This is a genomic window from Streptomyces sp. NPDC096311 (assembly GCF_044763085.1).
GTDB lineage: Bacteria > Actinomycetota > Actinomycetes > Streptomycetales > Streptomycetaceae > Streptomyces.
On record NZ_JBIWFN010000026.1, the window covers coordinates 83,305 to 100,282 of the forward strand.

At 71.0% G+C, this 16,978-nt stretch carries 17 protein-coding genes; 11 read left to right on the forward strand and 6 right to left on the reverse strand.

Annotation, left to right across the window (positions count from 1 at the left end; all coding sequences use genetic code 11):
- Positions 1–72 precede the first annotated feature (72 nt).
- The 4 genes from ACIRA5_RS45060 to ACIRA5_RS45075 all read left to right on the forward strand — a co-directional run bounded on the left by ACIRA5_RS45060 (position 73) and on the right by ACIRA5_RS45075 (position 6,652).
- On the forward strand, positions 73–891 hold the full coding sequence (locus ACIRA5_RS45060) for a glycosyltransferase family 2 protein (RefSeq protein ID WP_054231071.1): 819 nt from the start codon (positions 73–75) through the stop codon (positions 889–891).
- Positions 888–1,904, forward strand: coding sequence for a glycosyltransferase (locus tag ACIRA5_RS45065; RefSeq protein ID WP_403701860.1), 1,017 nt, complete (start codon positions 888–890; stop codon positions 1,902–1,904). The genes ACIRA5_RS45060 and ACIRA5_RS45065 overlap by 4 nt, the downstream gene beginning before the upstream one ends.
- A 109-nt stretch (positions 1,905–2,013) precedes the next feature.
- Complete coding sequence (locus ACIRA5_RS45070; RefSeq protein WP_403701863.1) at positions 2,014–2,814, forward strand: polysaccharide deacetylase family protein; 801 nt, start codon at positions 2,014–2,016, stop codon at positions 2,812–2,814.
- Positions 2,807–6,652 (forward strand): lipopolysaccharide biosynthesis protein, encoded by a 3,846-nt coding sequence (locus tag ACIRA5_RS45075; RefSeq protein ID WP_403701866.1) that lies wholly within the window; start codon positions 2,807–2,809, stop codon positions 6,650–6,652. The genes ACIRA5_RS45070 and ACIRA5_RS45075 overlap by 8 nt, the downstream gene beginning before the upstream one ends.
- A gap of 58 nt (positions 6,653–6,710) precedes the next feature.
- On the opposite strand, the gene ACIRA5_RS45080 is transcribed toward ACIRA5_RS45075, so the two are convergent.
- Positions 6,711–8,132 (reverse strand): xylan 1,4-beta-xylosidase, encoded by a 1,422-nt coding sequence (locus ACIRA5_RS45080; protein WP_403701869.1) that lies wholly within the window; start codon positions 8,130–8,132, stop codon positions 6,711–6,713.
- Between the two features lie 158 nt (positions 8,133–8,290).
- Here ACIRA5_RS45080 and ACIRA5_RS45085 point away from each other — a divergent pair, with 158 nt between their 5' ends.
- A complete protein-coding gene (locus ACIRA5_RS45085; protein ID WP_054231066.1) occupies positions 8,291–9,385 on the forward strand; it encodes a DUF5925 domain-containing protein in 1,095 nt (364 codons plus the stop codon).
- 35 nt (positions 9,386–9,420) lie between these two features.
- Complete coding sequence (locus ACIRA5_RS45090; RefSeq protein WP_403701873.1) at positions 9,421–10,182, forward strand: DUF72 domain-containing protein; 762 nt, start codon at positions 9,421–9,423, stop codon at positions 10,180–10,182.
- A 124-nt stretch (positions 10,183–10,306) separates the two neighbouring features.
- Here the strand turns inward: ACIRA5_RS45090 and ACIRA5_RS45095 are convergent, their stop codons facing one another.
- Positions 10,307–10,675 (reverse strand): GntR family transcriptional regulator, encoded by a 369-nt coding sequence (locus ACIRA5_RS45095; RefSeq protein WP_177324034.1) that lies wholly within the window; start codon positions 10,673–10,675, stop codon positions 10,307–10,309.
- 71 nt (positions 10,676–10,746) lie between these two features.
- Between ACIRA5_RS45095 and ACIRA5_RS45100 the strand changes: the two genes are divergently transcribed.
- Together ACIRA5_RS45100 and ACIRA5_RS45105 are read left to right on the forward strand one after the other, a co-directional pair.
- Positions 10,747–11,676: a GNAT family N-acetyltransferase gene (locus ACIRA5_RS45100; RefSeq protein ID WP_403701876.1), complete on the forward strand. Its 930-nt coding sequence runs from the start codon at positions 10,747–10,749 to the stop codon at positions 11,674–11,676.
- Positions 11,657–12,157 (forward strand): DUF402 domain-containing protein, encoded by a 501-nt coding sequence (locus tag ACIRA5_RS45105; protein ID WP_403701879.1) that lies wholly within the window; start codon positions 11,657–11,659, stop codon positions 12,155–12,157. Before ACIRA5_RS45100 ends, ACIRA5_RS45105 begins: the two co-directional genes overlap by 20 nt.
- A gap of 49 nt (positions 12,158–12,206) precedes the next feature.
- On the opposite strand, the gene ACIRA5_RS45110 is transcribed toward ACIRA5_RS45105, so the two are convergent.
- Positions 12,207–12,839: a class I SAM-dependent methyltransferase gene (locus ACIRA5_RS45110; RefSeq protein WP_403701882.1), complete on the reverse strand. Its 633-nt coding sequence runs from the start codon at positions 12,837–12,839 to the stop codon at positions 12,207–12,209.
- Positions 12,840–13,036: 197 nt separating this feature from the next.
- Between ACIRA5_RS45110 and ACIRA5_RS45115 the strand changes: the two genes are divergently transcribed.
- Complete coding sequence (locus ACIRA5_RS45115; RefSeq protein WP_096240005.1) at positions 13,037–13,171, forward strand: hypothetical protein; 135 nt, start codon at positions 13,037–13,039, stop codon at positions 13,169–13,171.
- Positions 13,172–13,222: 51 nt separating this feature from the next.
- On the opposite strand, the gene ACIRA5_RS45120 is transcribed toward ACIRA5_RS45115, so the two are convergent.
- Positions 13,223–13,684, reverse strand: coding sequence for a GNAT family N-acetyltransferase (locus ACIRA5_RS45120; protein ID WP_403701885.1), 462 nt, complete (start codon positions 13,682–13,684; stop codon positions 13,223–13,225).
- Between the two features lie 171 nt (positions 13,685–13,855).
- Here ACIRA5_RS45120 and ACIRA5_RS45125 point away from each other — a divergent pair, with 171 nt between their 5' ends.
- Positions 13,856–14,917 carry a lytic polysaccharide monooxygenase gene (locus ACIRA5_RS45125; RefSeq protein ID WP_403701888.1) on the forward strand — a complete coding sequence of 354 codons (1,062 nt, stop codon included), beginning with the start codon at positions 13,856–13,858 and terminating at the stop codon, positions 14,915–14,917.
- Positions 14,918–14,978: 61 nt separating this feature from the next.
- Here the strand turns inward: ACIRA5_RS45125 and ACIRA5_RS45130 are convergent, their stop codons facing one another.
- Entirely contained in the window at positions 14,979–15,875 is an 897-nt protein-coding gene (locus ACIRA5_RS45130) for an esterase/lipase family protein (protein WP_403701890.1), read from the reverse strand.
- 183 nt (positions 15,876–16,058) lie between these two features.
- Entirely contained in the window at positions 16,059–16,505 is a 447-nt protein-coding gene (locus ACIRA5_RS45135) for a MarR family winged helix-turn-helix transcriptional regulator (protein WP_403701892.1), read from the reverse strand.
- Positions 16,506–16,602: 97 nt separating this feature from the next.
- On the opposite strand from ACIRA5_RS45135, the gene ACIRA5_RS45140 reads away from it, so the two are divergent.
- Positions 16,603–16,977 carry a cupin domain-containing protein gene (locus ACIRA5_RS45140; RefSeq protein ID WP_403701895.1) on the forward strand — a complete coding sequence of 125 codons (375 nt, stop codon included), beginning with the start codon at positions 16,603–16,605 and terminating at the stop codon, positions 16,975–16,977.
- The last annotated feature ends 1 nt before the right edge of the window (position 16,978 follow it).

Here is a 16,978-nt window from a genome sequence, read left to right on the forward strand (position 1 = left end):
CCCCTTTCGAACCGGACTAAAAGCCGGACCGCCCAGGGGCGGGCGGTCCACCGGACGAGAGGGACCAGACTCATGAGCTCAGTCCTGCGCCCAGCCGTATCGGGCGAAGATCCGTTAATGGCCGGCAAATACCGGCCGATCTCCTCTCACCTGGCCATCGCGCCACCGGTGAGTGTCGTGATCCCCGCCATGAATGAGGCGGAGAACCTCCCGTACGTCTTCAAGACCCTTCCCGCCTGGATACACGAAGTGGTTCTTGTCGACGGCAATTCCACCGACAACACCGTCGAGGTGGCCCGTGAACTGTGGCCCGACGTCAAGGTCGTCGAGCAGCAGGGAAAGGGCAAGGGCGACGCCCTGATCACCGGATTCGAGGCGTGCACCGGCGACATCATCGTGATGGTCGACGCGGACGGCTCGGCCGACGGCCACGAGATCGTGTCGTATGTGTCCGCGCTGGTGTCCGGGGCGGACTTCGCCAAGGGGTCGCGGTTCGCCAACGGCGGCGGCACCTCCGACATGACACCGATCCGCAAGCTGGGCAACCGGGTGCTGTGCGCGGCCGTCAACGCCAAGTTCGGCGCCCGCTACACCGACCTCTGCTACGGCTACAACGCGTTCTGGCGGCACTGCCTGGACCAGATCGAACTCGACTGCACCGGCTTCGAGGTCGAGACCCTGATGAACATCCGGGTGGTCAAGGCCGGGCTCAAGGTGCAGGAGATACCCAGCCACGAGTACCTCCGCATCCACGGCACGAGCAATCTGCGGGCCGTGCGGGACGGGTTCAGGGTGCTCAAGGTGATCATGGGTGAGCGTTCCAACCGGCGTGCTCTGCGCCGCAGGCCGCACGCCGCCCAGCTCGACTCGGGCCAGGGAGAGGTGTCTTGAGCAGTCCCGACATCTCTGTGGTGATCTGCGTCTACACCGAGGACCGGTGGGAGGACATCCTCGCGGCGGTCTCCTCGGTGCGGGCGCAGTCGCTGCCCGCCCTGGAGACGCTCCTCGTCGTGGACCACAACGCCACCCTGCTCGACCGGCTGAGCAGGGAGTACAAGGAGACCGACGCGGTACGGGTGCTCGCCAACGCGGGCCCGCGCGGCCTGTCCGCGGGCCGCAACACCGGGATCGCCGTCGCGCACGGCGAGATCATCGCCTTCCTCGACGACGACGCCGTGGCCGAGCGCGACTGGCTGCGCCACTTCGCCTCGGGATACGCCGACCCACGGGTCATGGCCGTCGGCGGCCGTACGATGCCGATCTGGGCGTCGGGTCGCCGGCCCGCCTGGTTCCCCGAGGAGTTCGACTGGGTGGTGGGCTGCACGTACAAGGGGCTGCCGCCGGGCCGGGTCCAGGTCCGCAACGTCCTGGGCGGAAACGCTTCTTTCCGTCGTACGGCGTTCGACGCGGCGGGCGGCTTCGCGACCGGCATCGGCCGCGACGGCGACAAGCGTCCGCTGGGCTGCGAGGAGACGGAGCTGTGCATCCGCCTCACCCGCGCCCGCCCGGACGCGATCCTGCTGATCGACGACCGCGCGGTCATCCACCACCGGGTACCGGAACCACGCGAGCACTTCGCGTACTTCCGCACCCGCGCCTACGCCGAGGGCCTCTCCAAGGCCCTGGTCGCCCGGAGCGTCGGCGCCGACAAGGGCCTCGAGTCGGAGCGCCGCTACACGACCCGCGTCCTGCCCGCCGGGGTGGCCCGCGGGCTGCGCGACGCCCTGCTCGCCCGCCCGGGCGGCGCGGGCCGTGCGGGCGCCATCGTGGCCGGTGTCCTGACGGCGGCCGGCGGGTACGTACTCGGCAGCGTCCGGGCCCGCAGGGGCGGCGCCACGTTCACCGTGGCCGAGATCGGGAACGGAACCGAGAGCGGTCCGGGACGCGAGGGGGCGGCGGCATGAGCACCAGACCCACGCGGGGCACGGGGCGGTGCCGGGGGCCGCGCGGACGCCGCGCGCCGGACACCGCCGTCGCGGCGGCGGGCCGGGTGCACGAGGGAGGTGCGGGCCGGTGAAGGACGCTCCCGTACCCATCCTCATGTACCACTCCATCGCCGCCGCGCCCAATGACGCGACGCGTGAGCTGTCCGTGGGGCCCGAGGCGTTCGCCGAGCAGATGGCACTGCTCGGGGACCAGGGGTTCACCCCCGTCGACACGGCGGCGCTGGCGGCGCGTTGGCGGTCCGGCGGACCGCTGCCGGAGCGACCCGTGCTGATCACCTTCGACGACGGTTACGAGGGCGTGCACCGGCACGGGCTGCCCGTGCTGGCCAAGCACGGCTTCGCCGCCACGCTGTTCGTCTCGACGGGGTGGATCAAGGGCGCGTACGACACCGGAGGCGGCCTCGACGCCATGCTGAGCTGGGCTCAGGTGCGCGAACTCGCCGCCGAGCAGGTCGAGATCGGCGGGCACAGCCACACACACCCGCAGCTGGACCAGCTGTCCGAGGACGCGCTGCGGTTCGAGGTGCTGCGCTGCAAGGAGATCATCGCCGACGAACTGGGCAGCCGCCCGGCCTCGTTCGCGTACCCCTACGGCTACTCCAGCCGCCGGGTGCGCCAGGTGGTGCGGGAGACGGGCTTCGCCCAGTCGCTCGCCGTCGGCAACGGCCTGGCGCTCCGCCGCCAGGGCCCGTACGCCCTGCAACGCGTGACCGTGCGCCGCACCACCGGTATCGAGGAGTTCGAGCGGCTCGTCGAAGGCCGCGCGATCGCCCGCAATTTCGTCCGGGACCGCGCCCTCACCAAGGGGTACGCCATGGTCCGAAGAGCACGACAGGTCCGCCGGAAGGCCATCCGTTCCCGTGTCTGACACGACGACCACAACCCAGGCCTCATCGCCCACCGCCGAGGCGCCCGAGCAGCGGACCGGGCGCCGCCTCCGCCTGCCCGGCCGGGGCCGCAAGGACGGCGGCGGAGGCAACCAACTCTTCCGCAACGCCTACGCCCTGATGCTCAACACCGGGATCTCTGCGGTGCTCGGGCTCGGCTACTGGCTGGTCGCCGCCCGCTACTACTCCGACGCCGCGGTCGGCCAGGGCTCCGCCGCGATCGCCGCGATGAAGCTCCTGGCGGGCCTGACCGCGGTGACCCTGACCGGCGCCCTGGCCCGCTTCATCCCCGTCGCGGGCCGCGCCACCGGACGCCTCATCTTCCGTACGTACGCGGGAAGTTCGGTGGTCGTGGCGCTGGCCGCCGTGGTCTTCCTGCTGACCCTGAACGCGTGGGGACCCTCGTACCGCTTCCTGCACGGCCCGCTCAACGGCCTCGGCTTCATCCTGGCGGTCGTCGCCTGGTCGCTGCTGACCCTGCAGGACGGCGTGCTGACCGGACTGCGCAGCGCGCTCTGGGTGCCGGTGGGCAACACCGTGTTCTCCGCGGTGAAGCTGGCGCTGCTGGTCGGGCTCGCCGCCGCGATCCCGACGACGGGTGTCTTCGTCTCCTGGGTCGCCGCGATCGCCCTGTCGGTGGTACCGCTCGGCCTGCTGGTCTTCCGGCGGCTGGTCCCCCGGCACATCAAGGCGACCGAGGAGCGCGCGAACCCGCCCACGCTCAAGGAGGTCGGACGCTTCCTCGCCGGCGACTACACCGGCTCGCTCTTCTCGCTCGCCGTGGTCTATCTCGTCCCGGTGATCGTCGCCTCGCAGGTCAGCTCCTCCGACAACGCGTACTTCTACATCACCACGACGATCGGCGGCACGGTCAACCTGCTCGCCATCAACATGGGCGCCTCGCTGACCGTCGAGGGCTCGCACGACCCCACGCGGCTCGCCGCGAACACCCGGGCCGCGATCAAGCGCATGGCCCGGATCATGCTGCCCGTGTGCGGGCTGCTGTTCGTCGGGGCGCCGTTCATCCTGCACGTCTTCGGCGACGGCTACGCGCACGCGGCGACCCCGCTGCTGCGCTGGTTCGCGGTCGGCGCGCTGCTGCGGGTCGTCATGGAGACGTACTTCGCGGTGCTGCGCGCCCAGAGCCGCACCTCCGGACTCGCCTATCTGCAGGGCCTGCTGTGCGTCCTGGTCCTCGGCCTGACGGTGATCCTGCTGCCCCGGATGGGCCTGACCGGGGCGGGCGTCGCGGAGATCTCCAGCCTCGCGGTGATCGTGTCGATCGCCGCGCCCAAGCTGTTCAAGATCGTACGGACCGCGCCGCCCGCCGAACTCCCGGCGGGCGCGGCGCCGGACGGTGACCTCGCCGACCTGGGGGCGCGCGACGTGGCCGCGGCGGGGCCGCGCGAGGCGAAGCGGGGGCCCGCCTGGGCCCTCGACTCCGACACCCTCGCCCTCGGCGTGCACGTCGACTTCGACCACCAGGAACGCCGCCCGGACGTCCGCCCGGGCCCCGGCACCCCACCCACGGGCACACCCAAGGCACGCCCGGACCACCGCCCGACCTGGGCGCTCAAGCCGCAACTGCCCTCAGTGGGGCTGCCGGTGGAGGCGCGGGAGCCGGGCTCGGAGGCTTCCCTTGGCCCGGCGGAGGCCCCGGAGGTGGACGCCCCCTTCGAAACGGCCTCCTTCCCATCAGAGGGCACGGACAGCGCCCCGTCGGAGGCGCGGGGACCTGCGCGCCCGGCCACGGACGACCCGCAGCCGCCGGACGACACCACGCCACCCCTCCGCGAACGCCTACGACACCCTTCCAAGCCCGGCGTGCTCCTCGGCTTCCTGCTGATCTCCGCACTCCTCCTCTACTGGGTCCCGGCACTGGGCCTCGACGACGCCTCCCTCGACACGATGGGCGGCCTCGGCCTCATCTCCGTCCTGCCGCTGCCCACCCTGATCGGCGCGGCCCTCCTGATCACGGTCTTCGCCTCGCTGCTCTGGATGAACCGCGAGCACAGGGGCCTGCTGCTCATCACCCTGCTCGCCACCGTGATCTCCCTGCACGCGCTCCCCGCGGTCATCGAGACCGAGCCACGGTTCGCCACCGCCTGGCAGCACCTCGGCTTCATCGACTACATCGACCGCACCGGATCCGCGGTACCCGACCTCGATGCGCGCTGGAGCTGGCCGGGCTTCTTCGCGGGGGCCGCGTTCGTCGCCAAGGCCTGCGGTGTCAGCGACCTCACCGAGGTGATCCGCTGGTGGCCGCTGACCATGCAGCTGCTCTACCTGGCCCCGATGTTCCTGCTCGTGCGTTCGATGCGGGCGAGCTGGCGCGCCAAGTGGACCGGCATCTGGATCTTCGTGCTGAGCGGCTGGGTGGGCCAGGACTACTTCTCTCCGCAGGGCTTCACCTACCTCCTCTACCTCGTCTTCGTGGCGATCCTCCTGGTGTGGTTCCGGGCGCCGCGTGTGCTGTGGGCGAAGGTGCGCCCGGGCGAGGCGGAGGTCGAGCCGACCGACCGGCGCCAGCGGGCCGTGCTCCTCATGGTGCTGATCGGCCTGTTCGCGGCGAGCGTCCCGGCACACCAGCTCACCCCGTTCGTGATGCTCGGGGTGCTCGCGGTCCTCGTCCTCGTGGGCCGCTGCGAACTGCGCGGGCTGCCGATCCTGTTCGCCGTGCTGGTCTCCGTCTGGATCGGCTTCATGGCCGAGCCGTACTGGTCGGGGCACTTCAACGACCTGTTCGGCGGGGTCGGCGGCGTCGGCAGCAATGTGTCGACCTCCGTCTCCGGCCGTATCCAGGGCGGCAGTTCGACGCACAAACTCGTTCTCTACGCGCGCGTGCTGCTCGCCGGCGGTGTGATGGCCTTCGCCTGCTGGGGCTGGTGGCGGCGGCGCGACCACAAGTACCGCGAGCGGTCGCTGATCGTCCTGACCTTCGTCCCGTTCCTGGGCTTCGGCATGCAGTCGTACGGCGGCGAGATGGCCCTGCGGGTCTTCATGTTCGCCCTGCCGGGAGCGGCGCTGCTGGCCGGTCTCGCCCTCTTCCCGCGCACCGGCGTCACCGCGAAGGAACGGGAGAAGGACCGGGTGAGCCTCGCGCCGCTGGCCGCGCTCATGGCGGGTCTGCTGCTCATGGGCGGCTTCCTGGTGGCTCGTTGGGGCAACGAGTCCTTCGAGCGGATCCGGCCGGGCGAGGTCACGGCCATGAACTACGTGTACGCCCACGACAAGCCGACCGTACGGCTGCTGTGGCTGAGCAACGACACGGTCAACAACGTGACGCCCGCGATGCCGTGGGGCACCCGGGACATGGAGAAGGTGCAGTACGTGCCGACACTGGCGCCGAGCGACCCGGTGCTGGTGTCCGGGCTGGTCAAGTCGCTCAGGGACGCCGGCCCGAACTCGTACCTGATGATCAACCGCAGCCAGGTGGTCTACCTCCAGATGGACGTGGGCTACTCGGCGACCTGGGAGTCGCGGCTCATCCGCAACCTCGACGACCGGCAGGACCTGAAGAAGGTCCTCGTCAACGACGACGTGACGATGTACGCGCTGCGCAAGCAGCCCGCGGGCAAGGTGCTCGAGCCCAGTCCGGGGCCGATCGGTCCCCTGGTCACCTGGACACCGTGGTCGGTCATCGGCGCGCTGGCGGCGGTGGCGCTCATCATCATGCTGGCGGCGCGGGAGGTCGTACGGGTCGCGGTGCGGCCGAGTGTGCGGCAGCTGCGGTGGCTGCAGAGCAGCTTCTGGTTCTCGCTGCCGCTGCTGGCGGTGCTGCTGGCCTCGCTCGTACAGCGGTTCCTGACCATGAAGTAGGTCGGCAGGACGACGCCCAGCCGGGCGGAGTGGCTCACCCGGACCCGGGATCACGGGTTCAGCGGGTGAGCCACTTCACTTCGTAGGCCTTCATGTCGAACCGCTTGCCGTCCACCTGCGCGTCGATGGACCGGTCCAGGGTGTTCACGACCAGGACGGCCTTGTCGGTGGCGAGGACGCGTACGGCCGGCACGTCGTCGGGGGCCACGGACACCGTCGCGTACGTGGAGCCGGGGGCGAACGCCCGGCTGAAGCGGGAGACGAGGTCGAGCATGGGCAGGGCCGTGCCGCCGGCGGCACGGTCGGTCGGCGTCCACAGGCAGCCCGCGCAGTCGGTGCCCTTCTCCTTCTCCGGGTTCCAGTAGAAGCCGGAGGTGGCGCCGCCGCGGGCCATCGCGATCAGGCCGGCGGCCTGGACGGCGACGCGGTGGGCCTCGGACCAGCCCGTGCGCTCGTCGTTGCCGTCGGCGGGCTCGACGTAGTACTCGGCCCACCACAGAGGCAGTCCGTGGGTCCGCTCGCGCACCCACCGGCTGACGGCGGTGAACTTGTCGGTGGCCGCGAACTCGTTCGGGAGCAGGTCGTCGTCCTTGGTGTAGCTGGAGCCGTCGACGACGACGAAGTCGGCGCCCACCTTGTTCTTGTTCCAGTAGTCGAAGGCGTCGAGGACCCGCTGGTCCATGGCGCCCCAGGTGCCCTTCAGGGTCGTCGACGCGTTCTCCGTCTGGCGGGGGTCGACGCTGTCCATGACGAGGTAGGGCCCGCCGACCAGGATGTCCTTGTTGACCTTCTTCAGCGCCTTGTAGACGAGGTTGTAGAGCTCGGTGTAGCCCTCGTAATCCCAGCGGGCCTTGCCGTCGTTCCAGAAGCCCTTGAACTCGTTCCAGACGATGAAGTGACGGACGTCCGGATAGCGCTTGGCGACGGTCGCGGCGAGCGCGGCGAAGTCCGCGTAGTGGGCGCGGTCCGGGGCGGTCTCCAGGGCGGCCTGGCTCCAGTTCGTGTTGTCGGCGCCGGCCTTGCCGCCCTTCATCCAGTCCGGGGAGCAGCACAGGGTGACGACCGGGGTCCCGCCGGACTTCCGCATGAAGTCGATACGGCGGTCCATCTCGGAGAAGTCGTAGCGCCCCTTGGAGGGTTCGGGGTTGCCCGCCCCCCAGCCCATGATGTGCTGGATCTGCGGCAGCGACTGCTTCTGCAGCAGCCCCTCGACGCGCCGGGTGGCCGTGTCACTGCTCTGGTCGGCGCTGTACTGGGTGTGGGTGAAGCCCCAGCCCACCTCGGGTTGCGGCGTTTCGGGCGGGGTGACGGGGGTGCCGTGCACCTTGTCCCCGTCGCGCGTGGTGCCCGCGGTGCTCGCGCCGCCTCCGGGCAGGGTGTTGAGCAAGGTCACCACCAGGGCCAGAGCGGCCACTCCCACGCCGAGCAGCGCGGTGAGCCGCCACCGCCGTGCCCCCGAATTCCACCCATGACGTCCCATCAAGGGCAACAGTAACGGCGGGGATCGGCCGCGGGACAGGTCTTGTAAGACCACAGCCGTGTAACAGGACGGAGGGGATACGGGCAGACACAGCCGACACACAGGACGCACCGCGGAAACCGGGTGCACGGGGCGCCCGCGTGACGGATCATGGCGGCATGTCTGCCAACCCACACGACGCACTGCCGATCCGGCTCAACGTCGACGACAGCGACTCGCCGTCGGACGTCGTCGACGCGCTGTTCCTCGGCCGCTTCGCGACGGGCGAGCAGCCGCACTCGCACGCGGCGAACATCGACCGCGTACGGTCCGGGGCGACGCTCCTCCCGCCGGGCGCCCGCGTGCTGCGCTCGGCCCGCGACGACGACCGCAGCGCCACGCTCGCCGAGGGCGACGGCTGGACACTGCTGGTGTCCCGCTGGAACCGCGGCGCCGACGTCACGGTCACCGCGACCAGCACCGAACTGGCCGCCAAGATCCTCGACCAGGCCACGGACGGCGCGGCGGACGAACCCGAACCCCAGCCGGAGAACGTGACGATGGGGTTCTGGTACGTCTCCCCGCGCCGCGGCCCGCACCGCACCACCCGGCAGATCTCCGCGGGCACGTGGGAGGAGGTGCGGTCGAACTACACCGGGCCGGTGGCGGACGCCATGGACCGGCTGATGAAGACGACGCCCGAGGACATCGCGGGCCGGCTGTTGCTGCTGCACGGCCCGCCCGGCACGGGCAAGACCTCGGCCCTGCGCACCCTGGCCCGTTCCTGGCGCGACTGGTGCCAGGTGGACTGCGTCCTCGACCCGGAGCGGCTCTTCTCCGACGTCGGCTATCTGATGGACATCGCGATCGGCGAGGAGGACGGCACGGGCAAGGGCCGCTGGCGGCTGCTCCTGCTGGAGGACTGCGACGAGCTGATCCGCGGCGAGGCCAAGCACACCGCGGGCCAGGCGCTCTCGCGGCTGCTCAACCTCACCGACGGGCTCCTCGGGCAGGGCCGCAACGTGCTCGTGGGCGTCACGACCAACGAGGACCTCGAGCGCCTCCACCCCGCCGTGGTCCGCCCCGGCCGCTGCCTCGCCCGGATCGAGGTCGGCGCGCTGACCCGCCCGGAGGCGGTGAGCTGGCTGGGCACGGAGGAGGGCGTCGGCCGCGACGGCGCGACCCTGGCCGAGCTGTACGCGCTGCGCCGGGGCACCACGCCGACATCGGTGCCGGACCAGCGGGAGGGCGCGGACGCGGGGCTGTATCTGTAGCCGCCCGGCACCGCGTGCGGTGCTTTGATGGTCGTATGACCCTGTTCGTCGGCACGTCGGGGTGGCAGTACAAGGACTGGCGCGGCGCCCTGTACCCGGACGGGGTGCCCATGCGGCTCTGGTTGGAGGAGTACGCGGCACGGTTCGCCACGGTCGAGGTCAACAACGCCTTCTACCGGCTGCCGACGCGCGAGACCTTCGAGAGCTGGCGGGAGCGCACCCCGCCCGACTTCGTCGTCGCCCTCAAGGCGAGCCGCTATCTGACGCACATCAAACGGCTGCGCGACCCGGCGGAGCCGGTCGACCGACTGCTCGGCCACGCCGCCGGGCTCGGCGACCGCCTGGGCCCGGTCCTGCTCCAGCTCCCGCCCACGCTGCACGCCGACCCCGCCCTTCTCGACGCGTGCCTGGGCCGCTTCCCCGCCGGCGTCCGGGTCGCGGTCGAACCGCGCCACGACTCCTGGTGGACACCGGAGGTGCGCAAGGTGCTCGAGTCACGGGGCGCCGCCCTCTGCTGGGCCGATGTGCTGGCCCGCCCCGTGACACCCCTGTGGCGGACCGCCGACTGGGGCTACGTCCGCTTCCACGAGGGCCGCGCCCAGCCATGGCCGCGCTACGGCCGGCAGTCCCTGACGACCTGGGTACGGCGCGTCACGGACACCTGGTCCGACGACCACGACGTGTACGCGTACTTCAACAACGACCCGAACGCGGCGGCGATCCACGACTCGGTGGCCTTCGCCCGCGCGGCAAGGACAACGGGCCTGACGGTGACCCGCACGCCGGACAGGCCCTAAGCGGGTCGGGCGCGAAGTCCGCTGCGGTTCGGCAGCGCCCTGAAGGGGCGCGGGGAACTGCGCGACCAGCCACCAGGGCGCCGCAGACGAGCGACGGCACATCCCGGTACTTCCAGCGGAACGCTTAGTCCCCGTAGGCCGCCCGCAGGGCATCCCGTACAGCGTCCAGCGCGGCGGACTCGGAGAGGCCGAGGCGGTGCACGCGCTCGGCGTACGCCTGTGCGGCCGACGCCGCTTCACGCTCCGCCGCCGAGCCCGCCGCGGCGACGAACGTCCCGTTGCGGCCGCGCGTCTCGATCACCCCGTCCGACTCCAGCGCCCGGTAGGCCTTGGCGACCGTGTTGGCGGCGAGGCCGAGTTCCTCGGCCAGCCCCCGCACGGTGGGCAGCTTGTAGCCGACCGGCAGCGCGCCGGACCGCGCCTGCTCGGAGATCTGGGCACGCACCTGTTCGTAGGGCGCGGCCCCCTCATCGATGTGGATCTTCAACGTCACGCAGCGATTGTCCCGTACGGAACGGAAAATGAGAGGCACTCGAACACACCTCGCGCGTAGCGTTCGACTCCATGACTGTGATCATCAGCGACGTCCGCCCGGACGACCGGCGGCACACCGAGGGCTTCGCCCACATCCGCAACCGCGCCCTCCCCTTCGTGCTGTACACCCCCGACTCCGTCGCGTATGACGTCACGCACGCGCACCCGGACGCCCACTACCGCCCGCTGCTCGCGGAGCAGGACGGCGAACCGGTCGGCACGGCCCAGGTCGGCATCGCGCACGACAGCGCGGAGCCGAATCAGGGCTATCTCAACGTGTACGTCGACCCAGGCCGCGCGCGCCGTGGCGCGGGTTCGCTCCTGGTGCGCACCGCCGAGGAGCACCTGGCGGCCCTGGGCGCGACCAAGCTCTTCGCCTGGGTCCTGGACGAGCCGGGCAACCGCGCGTTCGCCGAGAAGCACGGCTACCACGCGAGCCGCTCCGCCCACTTCCTCCGCCTCGACCTGGCGGGCGGCACCCTGCCGCCGCTCCAGGGCCCGCCGCCGGGCGTCGAACTGCGCAAGGGCTCGGACTTCGCCGACGCCCCGCGCCCCCTGTTCGCCCTGGACGCGGAGACGATGGCGGACGAACCCAGCGACATCCCCCGCGAGTTCACGGACTACCAGGCCTGGCTCCGGGAGACCTGGCACCACCCCCTGTTCAGCGCCGAGCTGACCACGGTCGCGCTCGTCGACGGCCGCCCGGCGGCGTTCAGCGCGGCCCGCACGGACGGCGGCTCCCGCTACGGCACCGTGATGACGGGCACCGCCGCCGCGTTCCGCGGTCGCGGCCTCGCCAAGCTCGCCAAGAACGACTCGCTGCACCGTGCCCGCGCCGCCGGGTACACGGAGGCGTTCACGGGCAACGACGCCGGCAACGAACCGATGATCGCGATCAACAAGTGGTTCGGCTACGAGATCTGCGGGACGGAGGTGCGGTATGTCCGCGAACTCTCTTGACGCTCCTCGCACCGTGGAGGTCGTCCTCGTCAAGTCCGGTCGCACGAAGATCCGTTACCCCGCCGAACTGCTCGCCGACGACGGCACCCGCGTCACCGTGCGCGCGCCGTGGGCGGGCGAGGGCGTCCGCGACTTCGGCTTCGTACGGTTCGAGCCGGGTGATGTCTTCACCGAGTACTACTGGCGGGACCGCTGGTACGCGGTCAAGGAGGTCCGAGACGCCCAGGGCGTGCGGAAGGGCTGGTACTGCGACATCACCCGCCCGGCCGCCCTCTCCGGCGGCGAACTGGTCGTCGAGGACCTCGACCTGGACCTGTGGCGCTCCGCGGACGGCACGGACGTGCTGCGCCTGGACGAGGACGAGTTCGCCGCGAGCGGCCTCGCGACAACCGATCCGCGGGCCGCGACCGCCGCGCAGAACGCCCTCGACACACTCGAACTCCTGGCCCGCGAGGGCGACTTCGAGGCGCTGCTCGGCTAGGGCCGGTACCCGGCGGATGCCCGCTCGGCGACCGTCGCGTACCCGGTGGTCAGACATGGGCCACCACCGCGTACCGCTCGTCCGCCACCTCGCGCCCCCACAGCCGCGCGTCGTCGGACAGCCGCTCCACCCGGAGGTCCGAGGCCAGGGGTTCCAGCAGGGCGGCCAGCCGGTCCGCAGGTATGCCGGCGGGGCTCAGCGTTCCCCACACCCCCTCGACCAGGACGAGCCGCCCTCCGGGGCGCAGCAGCCCGCGCCAGTGCCGCAGGACGCGCCCGGGGTCGGGCAGCGCCCACAGGACGTGCCGCACGAGCACGACGTCGAACCGCTGCTCACCGACGGGCGGTGTCGTCACGTCACCGAGGAGGAACACCGCGTCACGTCCGGCGAGCTTGGCGCGGGCCAGCTCGACCATACGCGGCGCGCGGTCGATCCCGGTGACACGGTGGCCCCGCTCGGCTGCGAGGAGCGCCAGGCTGCCGGTGCCGCAGCCGAGGTCGAGCACGTCGGACGGGGTCTCGGGCAGCCAGGCGCGCAACCGCTGCGCCCAGGCCTCCCGCACGACGGCGTCGCGCAGCCCGTGGTCCGGCTCGTCGTCGAAGGTGTCGGCCTCGGCGTCCCAGTCCACCCGGTCCGCGTCGGCCACCGCCTCCGCGCCCCCGCCGCCGAGCTCGGGCCTCACCTCGCTCGGACAAGGATTGACACGGCTCTGACCTGGATTCATTTCGTTGTAACCCGTCATGTGCCCCAGGGTGACACCCGCCACTGACAGTCGAATCGTGACAGCCGCCACAGACAGATCCCGACTGATGAGCAACTCTCCCGGAAAGGGTCTACCTCCGTACAACCGCGGATCCCGGTAGGCACAAGGAGGCAGCCATGCGCCGTGTGACCGTGCAGAAGCCCCTGAGAAAGTCGGAGTCCCGCCGAGTGCGGGACAAGGCCGACGAGCGCCCGGCCGAGCGTCCGGAGGTCCGCAAGGACATCCACCGCACGTGGTGGCCGGACGAGTGAGCGGCCCGGGCCGCGCGCCCCGGCACTGAGACACGCCCCGGCGCGGAACCCTCAGTCGAGCCGCTTGCGGTAGTGGATCCGGTCGTACCGGCCGTCCACGCGGCGTTCCACGACCTCGTACCCGTACTTCGGGTAGATCCTCTGGTTCTCCCACATCATCGCGTTCGTGTAGAGCCTGACCTCGGACAACCCGAGCGCACGCGCATGCGCGTCCACGAACGCCAGCAGCCGTCGCCCCACGCCCTCGCCATGGGCGTCGGGGTGGACGGCGATGCTGTCGAGGAAGAGATGGTCCTCGAACGCCTCGATCACCACGAGGCCCGTCAAGGGCTCTCCTGTGACGAACACCCGCCCCGCGGCCACGTTCGCCGCGTGATCCGCCTCCATGGGCCCCGGCACCACTCCGATGCGCTCGATGTAGTGGTGGTACGCGGCGTCGGTCACCGCCTTCACGGCGGCCACGTCGGCGGCGACGGCCGGGCGGATCTCCGGTTCGTCCGGGGCATCTGTCATGGCCAGAACGGTACCTACCTGAGCGCAGGCTCAGCACTCCCTTAAGCCGACCATAAGGATCTCTCTCACCCGCCTCCGACAGGCGATTTCGCGGTTTCTTCGGGCTAGCTTGCTGATCACCCCCACGGGGTCCGCCGTACCGCCCGAAGGTCCGCTTCAAGGAGCTCCCCCATGCCCGCTCGCCGCAAGGCCGTCGCAGTCGCCGTCGGTGTCGCCCCGGTGGCCCTGACCGCGCTCGCCGCGGGGCCCGCCGTCGCGCACGGCACGATGGGCGACCCGGTCAGCCGGGTCTTCCAGTGCTACGCGGAGAATCCCGAGAGCCCGAAGTCCGGCGCCTGCAAGGCGGCCGTCGCGGCCGGCGGCACCCAGGCCCTGTACGACTGGAACGGCATCCGGATCGGCGACGCGAACGGCGGACACCAGCGGCTCATGCCTGACGGGAAGCTGTGCAGCGCGGGCAACGACGAGTTCAAGGGCCTGGACCTGGCCCGCACCGACTGGCCGACGACGAGCGTGAGCGGCGGCGCGTACACCTTCAGGTACCGGGTGACGGCCCCGCACAAGGGCACCTTCGACGTCTACATCACCAAGGCGGGCTACGACCCGGCCAAGCCGTTGGCCTGGGCCGACCTGGACCTGGCTCACCCGGTCGCCACGAAGACCGACCCGATCGCGACGAACGGCTACTACACCTTCTCCGGCACCCTGCCGCAGCGCTCGGGCAGACAGCTCCTCTACGCGATCTGGCAGCGTTCGGACAGTCCGGAGGCGTTCTACTCCTGCTCGGACGTCACCTTCGGTGGCGGGGGTTCCGGCAACACCGGTGCCGGTGGCGGTGGTACTGGCACCGGCGGTACGGGCAGCACCGGTACGGGCACGGGCAGTACCGGAAGCGGTACCACCCCCGGGCCGACCACCCCGGCACCCACCGCCTCCGCGCCCTCCGAGCAGCAGATAGCCGACGGTGCCGACAAGTCGACGGTGCGGCACGACCACCACGACGGCACGGCCACTCCGGTGGTCGACACGAACACCTCCGACGCCGCTCCCGGCGGCTCCGCCGACCGGCCCGAGGCCGCGGGTGTCTCGGAGCGGCACCTCGCCGAGACCGGCGGTGACTCCTCCAGCTCCTGTCTCGCGATCGGCGGGGCGAGCGCGCTGGCGCTGGGCGCGGCGGCGCTGTTCTCCTCGGTCCGCCGTCGTGCGACGAGCGACGGCCGGCGGGGCCGCTAGTTCCCGGTGTAATCCGGGGCCTGTCCGGCGGCTCAGGTCGGACAGGCCCCGGCCGGGGCGGTCAGCTGAACACGGAGGCGCAGTTCGTGGGGGTGGCGTGTGCCGGGTCGAGGGCGTTGGCCGCCTCGTGGAAGGCGATCCGGTCGAGGAGGCCGATCGCGGCGTGCTCGGAGAGGTCGACCGGGCACAGGTCCTGCAGCAGCACGTTGTGGACGTCGGATCCGGTGAGGAACTGTGAGCGGTACGGCGTGACCACCTCGTCGTACTTGGTGGCGATCACCGTGTAGTGCACGCCCGGGACGGTGTCGCCGCCGGCGTTGAGTTTGGTCAGGAAGGCGGAGCCGACGATCTGGTCGGCGAGCGCGGGTGTGGCCGCCGACAGCAGGTCCTCGGCGCCCGGGAAGTACGGCAGCAGGTTGGTGAGGCCGTCGAGGGTGGTGCCGTGGTTGTCGGGCGCGATGCCGACGAAGGTGTTCACCTTGGCGGCTCCGCCGAGGAACTTGAGGTAGTAGCGGGGCATCAGGCCGCCCTGCGAGTGGCCGACGAGGTCCGCCTTGGCCGCGCCGGTCGCGGCGAGCACCTTGTCGACGAATACCTGAAGCTGTTCGGCCGATTTGTCGATGGGGCCGAGGGCGTTGAAGAGGGGGACGCCGGGCAGTTGCCCGTAGTCGAGGGAGAAGACGCAGTACCCGCGGTCCACCAGGTAGGGCGCGAAGGCCAGCCAGTTGTCGGTCGAGTTGGCGAAGGTGCCGTGAACGAGGACGACGGGGTGGGGATGGGTGGCGGAGGGCTTGCAGGAGTAGTCGTTCCAGCCTCCCCCAAGCTCTCGGCTTCGCTCGAGCAGGGGGGACCCCCAGCTCGGCGCGGCGGCGTGGGCGGTGGCGGCGGGGACCACGGCGACCACCGCGGTCAACAGCAGTGCGGTGAGGGGTCTGAGCAGGCGCTTCCAGGGCAGCATCGGGTGATCTCCTTGCGGCTCAAGGGAGTTGCGACGACGTACGCCCTGTGATCCGGATCACGAGGATGCTGTTCACTCGTCAAGTTACGGGCGAGTAGCTCAAGTGTGAAGTTACGCGTCAGTAAAAAACTTCCGGCGCCAAAGAGCGGCGGCCTCGGTCGCCGCCCCACACTTGACGAACCATCACCAGGTGGGCCTGAGGGGACCATAGGGCGCGATACGCAGCAAACGGTCGCGCAACGCGCGCATTTCACTCTCACCGAGTAGCTCACCCCAGGCCCGCACCGCGTCGGCGGCCGCCTCCTCCGCCGCGCGCGTACAGGCCCAGCCGAGCTCGGTCAGCACGATCAGCCGAGCGCGCGCGTCGGCGGGATGCGGCCGCCGCTCCACGTACCCCTTGCGCACCAACTCGTCGACAAGCTGGCTCGCGGCCTGCTTGGTGACCCCCAGATGCGCGGCGAGGTCGGAGACCGTTGCGCCACCCGGGGCGAGCCGCGCGAACGCGAAACCGTGCGCGGGCCGCACCCCCTCGAACCCCCGGGCGACGACGCCCTCGTGAATACGTTGCGTCAGCTCACCGGCAGCGGCGAGCAGGGCGGCGGACAGGGCCATGGCCTCGGAGTTGTGCACGCACGCATTGAAACACCCTTGACGAATTGGTCAAGCGGCTTGACCATGAGACCAGCCATTTAGTCAAGCAGCTTGACCATCTGCCCTGGAGGCACCCATGCCCGTCATCCGCCCGTCCGAAGCCGTCGTCCACGAGATCCACGGCGCCCGTTTCGTCTCGTACGCCACTCCCCTCAGCGGGAGCAAGGAGCTGTGCGCCTGGCGCGGCGAGATACCCGCGGGGCACAAGGCCCCCGTGCACACCGTCAACCGCGAGGAGATCCTCCACCTCCTCACCGGCGAACTGCTGATCACCCTCGATGGCCGCACCGAGCGGATCACCGCGGGCGACGCGGTGATCGTCAACCCCGGCGCGACCCTGGGCATCGAGAACCCGGCCCAGGAGACCGCCACCGCCTGGGTCACCACGCCCATCGGCCTCCAGGCGGAACTGGCCGACGGCTCGGTCCTCACTCCCCCGTGGGCGAACTGAT